Annotated in this window: 5 protein-coding genes; all 5 read right to left on the reverse strand. The window is 64.6% G+C overall.

Features of this window, described 5'->3' with window-relative positions:
- Nucleotides 1-89 precede the first annotated feature (89 nt).
- The 5 genes from fabF to IFT57_RS23415 all read right to left on the reverse strand — a co-directional run bounded on the left by fabF (nt 90) and on the right by IFT57_RS23415 (nt 8,712).
- On the reverse strand, nt 90-1,376 hold the full coding sequence (fabF, locus tag IFT57_RS23395) for a beta-ketoacyl-ACP synthase II (protein ID WP_192152828.1): 1,287 nt from the start codon (nt 1,374-1,376) through the stop codon (nt 90-92).
- Nucleotides 1,373-4,474 (reverse strand): efflux RND transporter permease subunit, encoded by a 3,102-nt coding sequence (locus tag IFT57_RS23400; RefSeq protein WP_192152829.1) that lies wholly within the window; start codon nt 4,472-4,474, stop codon nt 1,373-1,375. The genes fabF and IFT57_RS23400 overlap by 4 nt, the downstream gene beginning before the upstream one ends.
- Entirely contained in the window at nt 4,471-5,577 is a 1,107-nt protein-coding gene (locus IFT57_RS23405; RefSeq protein ID WP_192152830.1) for an efflux RND transporter periplasmic adaptor subunit, read from the reverse strand. Before IFT57_RS23405 ends, IFT57_RS23400 begins: the two co-directional genes overlap by 4 nt.
- A 73-nt stretch (nt 5,578-5,650) precedes the next feature.
- Nucleotides 5,651-6,265 carry a TetR/AcrR family transcriptional regulator gene (locus IFT57_RS23410; protein ID WP_192152831.1) on the reverse strand — a complete coding sequence of 205 codons (615 nt, stop codon included), beginning with the start codon at nt 6,263-6,265 and terminating at the stop codon, nt 5,651-5,653.
- A 212-nt stretch (nt 6,266-6,477) separates the two neighbouring features.
- Nucleotides 6,478-8,712 carry a TonB-dependent receptor gene (locus tag IFT57_RS23415; RefSeq protein WP_244657414.1) on the reverse strand — a complete coding sequence of 745 codons (2,235 nt, stop codon included), beginning with the start codon at nt 8,710-8,712 and terminating at the stop codon, nt 6,478-6,480.
- Nucleotides 8,713-8,773 lie beyond the last annotated feature (61 nt).

The following is an 8,773-nucleotide window of genomic DNA, read 5'->3' on the forward strand; positions in this document are numbered from 1 at the left end:
GCGAAGGGCGCACCGCGGTCTGCCTGATGCACCGCAGCGCCTTTTCGCGGCCACGGACCGCTCCTACGGGTTGGCCAGGCCGACGGCTATCAGCCCTCCCAGCGCCGGAATAATGCACTGGCGTTGACGCCGCCGAAGCCGAAGCCGTTGGACAGGGCGTAAGTCATCGCTGTCTTGCGGGCGATCGGACCGACCAGATCGAGCCCGTCGGCCGCTTCATCCGGCGTCTTCAGGTTCAGCGTCGGCGGTGCAATCTGATCGCGCAAGGCCAGCACGGTAAAGATGGCCTCGATTCCACCGGCGGCGCCCAGCAGGTGGCCGGTGGCCGACTTGGTCGAAGTGATGGCAAGGCCGGCCCGAGTGCCGAACAGGGCGCGAATGGCCGCCAGCTCACCCTTGTCGCCGACTGGCGTGGACGTCGCGTGGGCATTGATGTGCTGCACGTCTTGCGCGTCGATGCCGCCCTGGCGCAGGGCCTGTTCCATGGCCCGGCGGGCTCCGCTGCCATCTTCCGGGCCGGCCGTCAGGTGGTAGGCGTCGGCACTGGTGCCGTAGCCCACCAGTTCCGCCAGCGGCGTTGCGCCTCGGGCCAACGCGTGTTCGAGCGATTCGATCACCAGCAGGCCCGCCCCCTCAGACATCACGAACCCGTCGCGATCCTGGTCGAACGGCCGCGATGCCTCGCTCGGCCGGTCGTTGAACCCTGTGGACAGCGCACGCGCGGCCGCGAAACAGCCCAGGGTGACGCGGTCGATGGCCGCCTCGGTTCCGCCACAGATGGCAATGTCGGCTTCACCGCTGCGGATCAGTCGAGCGGCATCGCCGATCGCCTGCACGCCAGCGGCGCACGCGGTGACCGGGGCGCCCAGGGGGCCTTTGAATCCATTGCTGATGGACACGTGCCCGGCCGCCATGTTGGCCAGGAACGATGGCGCCGTGAACGGTGACAACCGTCGCGGTCCGCGCTCGTCGGTCGTGCGCACGGCCCCGGCGAGCGCGCCGAAGCCGCCCACGCCCGAGCCGATGACGGTCGCCGTGCGCTGCTGCTGGGCTTCACCGGTGGGGTGCCATCTGGCCTGGGCCAGCGCTTCATGCGCGGCGACCAGGGCGAACTCGATGAAGCGGTCCATCTTCTTGCGCTCCTTGGCCGGTATCAGCGCCTGCGCGTCGTAGCCTGCCACCGGGTCGGCCTCCAGCGTGGGAACCTGCCCAGCCACGGCGACCCCGGTACCTTCACCGATGTGCGCAGGCAGAGGGCTGATGCCCGACGCGCCCGCCAACAGTCGGCGCCAGACCTCGTAGACGCCGCATCCCAGCGGCGTTACCAGCCCGGTACCGGTGACGACGATGCGTTTCTGACCCTGTCGATTGTTCATGGGTGTTTCTCCAAGCCTGTCATTGGATGACGTGTTGAACGGGTATCCGGACGAATGCGGAACCAGATGGAATACATCGCGGGAAGGAATATCAGGGTCATGACCGTCCCGCCGAACGTGCCCCCTATGAGGGTGTAGGCTAAGGTGCCCCAGAACACCGAATGGGTCAGCGGGATGAACGCCAGGATCGCCGCCAGCGCCGTCAGCAGCACCGGTCGCGCGCGCTGCACGGTGGCTTCGACCACGGCGTGAAAGGGTTCCAGACCCGCCTTTTGATTGAGGTCGATCTGCCCGATCAGGATCAGTGTGTTGCGCATCAGAATCCCAGACAGCGCGATCAGCCCGACCAGGGCATTGATGCCGAACGGCTGGTTGAACAGCAGCAGTGTAGGCACTACGCCGATCAGCCCCAGGGGTGCGGTGAGGAACACCATGGTCATGGCTGACATCGAGCGGGTCTGCAGGATGATGATCAGCAGGGTGATGGCGATCATGATCGGAAACAGCGGTACCAGTGCGGCGGTGGCCTTGGCGGACTCTTCGATGGAGCCTGCCTGTTCGATGCGGTAGCCGTCGGGAAGCGTGGCGATGATCGGCGCCAGCGCCTTCGTCAATTGACTGGAAACATCCGGCGGCTGCAGGTGCTCGGCGATGTCGCCGCGCACGGTCAGGGTCGGCACGCGATCGCGGCGGCGCAGAATCGGATCTTCCATGCGGACCTCGACAGCGCCTATCTGCGACAGCGGGATGCGCTGGCCATTGCCGCCGACGAGGGTGAAGCCTCCGATTTTCGCCGGGTCGAGGCGGATCCCCCCAGCAGCCCGGCCCACCACCTGCACCGAACGAATGTCCTCGCGCACGGCGGTGATCGGTACTCCGGACAACAGGAACTGCAACTGATCGGCGACCGCAGCGGAGCTCAGGCCCAGAGCCTGCAGGCGATCCTGATCGAGGACGAAATGCAACGTCGGCACCCGCGGCCCCCAGTCGAGGTTGACGGTACGCATCATCGCGCTGCCCTGCATGACCGTCTGCACCCTGCCGGCGATTTCGCGCAGCACCTGCGGATCAGGCCCCATGACGCGGTAGGCCACGGGGTAGGGCGAGTAGGGTCCGAACACCAGTTGGGTCACCCGCACCCGCGCCTCGGGTGCCAGGCCGCCCGCCACCGCCGCGCGGATCTTCAGTTTCAGGGCCTCGCGCGCCGCCTGGCTGTCGGTCAGCACGACAATCTTGGCGAACGAGGGGTCCGGAAGTTCGGGCGCCATCGCCAGATAGAACCGCGGCGAACCCTGGCCGATGTAGGCAGTCACGACCTTTGCCGCGTCCTCCTGGCGCAGCCAGGCCTCGATCTTGGCAGTGGCTGCGCTGGTCTGCTCGATGGCCGTGCCATAGGGCATCTGCACCTCGATCAGCACTTCCGGGCGGTCGGAGGTAGGAAAGAACTGCTTCTTGACCTGTGCCATGCCCACGATCGCCAAGCCGAAAGACAGCATCACCATACCTGCCACGGCCCATTTCCATTGGACGACCTGGCTCAGGAACCTGCGAAAACGGTTGTAGTGAGGGGTGTCATAGATCGCCGTGTGACCGCCTTCGACGGCCTCGATTGCCGGCAGCAGCTTCACCCCCAGATAGGGTGTGAACACCACCGCCACCACCCAGGACGCAATCAGCGCGATGCCGACGATCCAGAACATGTTGCTGGTGTACTCGCCGGCCGTGGACTGGGCGAAGCCGTTGGGCATGAAGCCGACAGCGGTCACCAGGGTGCCGGCCAGCATGGGCGCCGCGGTGTGGCTCCAGGCATAGGCCGACGCCTCGATGCGGTCGTAGCCTTCCTCCATTTTCACCACCATCATCTCGATGGCGATGATTGCATCGTCAACCAGCAGTCCCAGTGCCAGGATCAGCGAGCCCAGGGTGATGCGGTCGAAATGCTTGCCGGTGGCTTCCATGACCACGAAGACGATCGCCAGCGTCAGTGGCACCGCCGCCGCAACGACCACGCCGACGCGCCAGCCCATGCTCACGAAGCACACCACCATCACTACCAGCAGGGCGATGAAGAACTTGATCATGAACTCGTTCACTGCCGAACCGATGTTCACCGACTGATCGGTAACCTGCGAAAAAGTCATGCCCAAGGGCATCCCGGCGTTGATTTTCGCGGTTTCGGCGGCCAGCGCCTTGCCCAGGTCCAGACCGTTCCAGCCATCACGCATGACCACGCCGAGAAGCAACGCCGGTTCGCCCTGATGACGCACCATGAATGTGGCGGGGTCTTCGTAGCCGCGCGCAACCGTGGCCACATCGCCCAGCTTGAGCGTGCGCCCGCTGGCGATCACCGGTGTGTCGCGAATGGCATCCAGGCTGTCGAAGGCACCGTCGAGTCGCACCACCACCTGGGGGCCTTTGGTTTCTATGGCGCCTGCGGCGGTCAGCCTGTTCTGTCCGTTCAGGCTTGCGAAGATGTCCTGCGGCGAAACGCCCAGCGTCGCCAGGCGCTCATGGGAAAAGGACACGAAGATCCGCTCGGACTGCTCGCCAATGATATTGACCTTCTTCACCCCAGGCACGTGCAGCACGCGCTGGCGCAGAGATTCGGCTTCACGCACCAGCAGGCGTTGCGGCTCGCCTTGAGCCTTGAGCGCGAACAGGGCGAAGGTGACGTCGGCGAACTCATCGTTGACCATGGGCCCGACCACCCCGGCCGGCAGGCTGCCGGCCGCGTCGCTGAGCTTTTTCCGCGCCTGGTAGAACTCGTCCTCGACCTGAGCAGGCGGGGTCTTGTCCTGCAGAAAGAGGAGGGTGAAGGCAAGACCCGGTCGGGTGTAGGTTTCGCTGCGCTCATACCACTTCAATTCCTGCAGACGCTTCTCCAGAGGCTCGGCCACCAGGTCCTGCATCTGCTGCGCGGTTGCGCCGGGCCAGGCCGTGACCACGGTCATCTGCTTTACCGTGAACGGCGGATCCTCGGCGCGGCCCAGCTTGAAGAACGACAGGGTGCCGACGATGGCGATCAGGAAAATCAGGAACAGCGTCACCGACCGCTCGCGCACGGCGAGGGCGGACAGGTTGAAGCGACTGCCGCTCATGGCTGAGATCCGGCCTGGACGCGCAGATCCTGCGGCGCCACCAGCACTTCCTCGCCCTCATGAAGCAGGTGCGGGCCGAGGGCAACCAACCGCTCACTTGGACGCACGCCGCGCACCGTGGCTGTGTCATCTCCCAGGCCAACGACCTGGATTGACCGCCACGCGATCACCGCCGGCGTGCCCGCGACGATCCACACACCTGGCCCGTTGCCTGGGTCGTGAATGGCGGCCATGGGCACGCTCAGGGCGTCGGCTACCGAAGGCGTCGGGGCAATGGCAAGGGTCACGGTCGAGCCCAGGGGGGCATTGGCCTGTTCGCCGGTCAGCACATAGCGCGCTTCGAAGGTGCGGGTCAGCGGGTCGGCAGCGTCGGCCAGCTGTCGCAGCGTGGCGCTGACGCTGTTGCCGGAGCTGCCGAACAGCCTGGCTTGAGCGGTACTGCCCGGCGCCGGCCGCAGGGTCTCGGGCAGTTGCACGACCGCTTCGCGCGGGCCTGCCTTGGCCAGCTTCACCACAGGTTGTCCGGCGCTCACGACCTGGCCTGGTTCGGCCAGGGTGGCCACGACCACACCGTCGGAATCCGCGGTCAGGGTAGCGTAGCTGGCTTCGTTGCGGCCCACGGCTGCCTGCGCCTGCAGTGCCACCAGATCGGCTCGGGCAGTGTCGGCCGCTGACTTGAAACGGTCGTAGTTGGCAGCGGAAATGGCGCCGCTGGCAACCAGTTGGCGATTGCGCCGCTCATCGTTCGCAGTCTGCGTGGCCAGCGCCTGGGCGGCGGCCACGGCTTGCTCGCGGGCGTTGGACTGCAGTGCCAGGTCGGCGGGGTCGAGTCGCATCAACCGCTGTCCACGGCTGACCGACTGGCCAGCATCGACGAAACGCTCCACGACCTTGCCCCCCACTCGAAAGCCCAGGTCGCTTTGCACGCGCGCTGCCACCACACCGGTAAACGCGCGGTCGACATCCGTTGCATGGCCGGCCTCGATCACCCTTACCAAAGGTGGCTGCTTGCGTGGGTCGACGGTACTGGGCTGGCCGTCGCAGGCGGTCAGAAGCACAGGCAGCAGGCAAATGCCGAGCACTGGAGCGCGAAGCCGAGACATGGGATTCCTTACGCAAGCGGGTAGAAGGAATCCGATTCTGATACTAGTGACCAAATCAGTCAATGGTCACATATCAGGGTGCCAGGCTCCTCAGTATCAACGCGGGCAGTTGCGCGGCGGCGAGCGAGGCGCTCTCGAGGTTGTATTGCAACTGCACTGGACTGATGTAGGGCCGCATCACCAGAAAGATCCCATGGCTCGCTTCGTCCAAAGGCGTCTGATGTTCGAACTCGCCGGTTTCTCTGCCTTCGCGCAGGATCTGCTCGATCAGCCCATGCAGGCGTTGGCCGTGTGCCGCCGCCGAGGGCCAGTTGTCCCGCGCCGCGACAGCGGCGATGTCGTAGAGCTTGCGATCATGGAAGAACAGCTCGCTGCCGGCTTCCACCACGGCCTTGAACAGACGCGTCAGCTTGTCGGACGGGCTGCTGGCTTCGCTCATGGCCTGGTCGACCACGACCATGATCATGGCCAGCCGGCTGGCGCAGATCATTTCGCCGATGGCCTGCTTGGATTCGAAGAACTTGTAGATGTAGGCCTTGGAAAAGCCGATGGCCTTGGCAAGGTCCGACACCGTGGTCTTTTCATAGCCGTAATGGCCGAAATGGGCCATGGCGGCCTCGACGATCTGATCGCGAACGCTGTGATCGGAGGGGCCTCGCGAGGGAAACGTGGGGGACTGACGGGTCATGGCGGCTGTTGGGCTCGATGGGCGGAGATCGACAAAGAGTGACTGTAACCGTCCGTGGTCACAAGTTCATTTGCACTGAGTCGAGCACCTGAGTGGCCGCTCCGATAAAACGCGCGGCGCTCTTGTAGGAGCGGCCAGTGGCCGCGAAAAGGCCCTGGGCCGGCACCTTGACCCGCGCCCAGGGACGCGAGTGCCGACGGGCCGGCCTGGTTCTAGAAATCGACGCTGGCCGACAGCTCATAAGTGCGCGGAGCGCCCAGGCCCAGGCTCTGGGTGAGCGGCATGCCCCAGTAATCCTTGTCGGTCAGGTTGCGCACGTTGGCACGCAAGGTCACGGGTTTGTTGGAGACGTGCGTGGTGTAACGCGCACCGGCATCGAAGAGGGTGTAGCCGGGGACGGACAGGCTGTTGTCGGCGTTGATGTATTGCTCGGAGACGGCCGTGGCATTGGCGGTCAGCGTCAGGCCTTCAAGCAGGGGCGTGTCCCATTCGATGCCGAGCTTGCCCTGCAGTTTGGGATAACCGGTGGCCTTCTTGCCGTCGGTGGCGCCACCGGCACTCTTGGTCACTTCCGGGTCGACGTAGGCGACACCGCCCATCAGCCGCACATCCATCATCTGCGAGCCGAAGAAACCCCACTCCACGCCGCGGTTGCGCTGTTCACCGCCGAACGAATAGATATTGGTGGCCGGGTCAGTGTAGGCATTCGGGCGCTTGATCTCGAACACCGCCAGGGTGTGAGTGAAGGTGCCCAGGTCGAGCTTGAGGCCGACTTCCTTCTGCTTGGACTTGAACGGCGCGAACACATCGCCGGCGTTGGCGGCGCTCGCAGGCGCCGAGGCACCCTTGCTCAGGCCCTCGATGTAGTTGGCATACAGCGACAGGTTGTCGGTGAGCTTGAACAGGATGGCGCCTGCGGGGGAGGTGGCATGGGTATCGTAATTGGGTCGGTTGCGCGCGCCGGTGACGACGCTGAACGTATCGGTGACCACTTCCTGACGGCGTACGCCCGCAGTGACCTGCAGGCGATTGTCGAACATCGACAGGGTGTCGGCGATGCCGTAGCTTTTCAGGTCGTTTTCGGTGTGCGAAACCGGCGGCCACGACTCGGGCGATTTTGCTCCCCAGACAGGGTGGTAGATGTTGGTAGTCACGATTGAATTGGGTACCGCACGAAGACCGAAGTTTTTTTCCTTGTCACTGTATTGGGTAGCGTTCACCGACCACTGGTGATTGATGCCGAACGTATCGAAATGACCACGCAGGCCGACCTCGGCCGAGGTTTTCTCGATTTCGGTTTTCAGCAGCCCCATGGTCGTTCTGAAATCACCCGCCGCATTGATCACGGCCGAGGATATGGCTCCGCTGTATTGGTAATGGGTTTTGCTGGTGCCCACCGCACCGTAGGCCATCACGGCGTCGCTGAGGTCGTACTCGCCGCGCAGGATGACGCCTTTGTCCTTGGTTTCGACGTAGGCCCAGTCGGGGTTGAGCAGCGTTCCCGCTTTCGGCGGCTTGGGAATGCCGATGCCGGCAGCCAGGCCAATGCCGCGGTTCTGACCGTTGACACGGTCGTCGGCGTCGAAGAGGTCGACGGACAGCCGGGCGCGCGCGCCGCGCCAGTCCAGCGCCAGCGACGACAGCACGTTGCGCGACGACTGGTCATCGGTGGCGGTGTCGCCGTCACGGTAGACACCGTTGAAGCGCACGCCGAACTGGTTGCCTTCGCCGAAGCGTCGAGCGATGTCCAGATGCCCACCGAACTGCGCATCCGATTGGTAGGTGCCGGTCAGGCGCGTCAGCGGGGTATCGCCAGCGCGTTTTGGAATCAAGTTGACGATGCCGCCCACCGAGCCGCCGGGTGGCATGCCATTGAGCAGCGCCGAGGGGCCCTTGAGCACTTCGATGCGCTCGTACATTTCCGGTGATGCCCGGTAGAAGGGTGCCATGCCGTAGAGGCCGTCGACGGTCATGTCGCTGACGCTCACGCCGAAACCGCGGATCGAATAGTTCTCGCCGTAGGTGCCCTTGATACCGTTGTTGAAGACGGATGGGTCGGTGGCGGCGATCACGTCGGTGATGTCCTTTGCCTGCCTGTCCCGAATGTATTTGTCGGTGTAGCTGATGGTGCTGAAGGGCGTCTCCATGATGTCTTTGTTGCCGAGCAGACCGACCCGCCCACCGGTCGCCACTTGTCCGCCGGCGTACTCGGGCATCAGGGTGCCGAGCGTGTCCTGGGTGCCTTCGATAGTGGTCTCGGACAGTACCAGGCTGCCTAGGCCGGCCGCTGTGCGAGCTTTTTCCGCCTGCTCTTGAGTCTCGGCGAGGGCGCCCATCGATACGCCGCTCAGGCCGAACAGCAAGGCCATGTGCACGGCGGTGCAGGTACGGCTCAAGGCGAATTTCGGCGCTGGATTCACGGGTCGCGGGTGACTGTGTGGCAACATGCTGGATTCCTTTCGATTCGGGAATGAGTGGAGGCTCACTAGGGTTCCGAAACAAAACGAA

Origin of the sequence: Pseudomonas sp. CFBP 13719 (genome assembly GCF_014842095.1) — a bacterium.
Taxonomy (GTDB): Bacteria; Pseudomonadota; Gammaproteobacteria; order Pseudomonadales; family Pseudomonadaceae; genus Aquipseudomonas.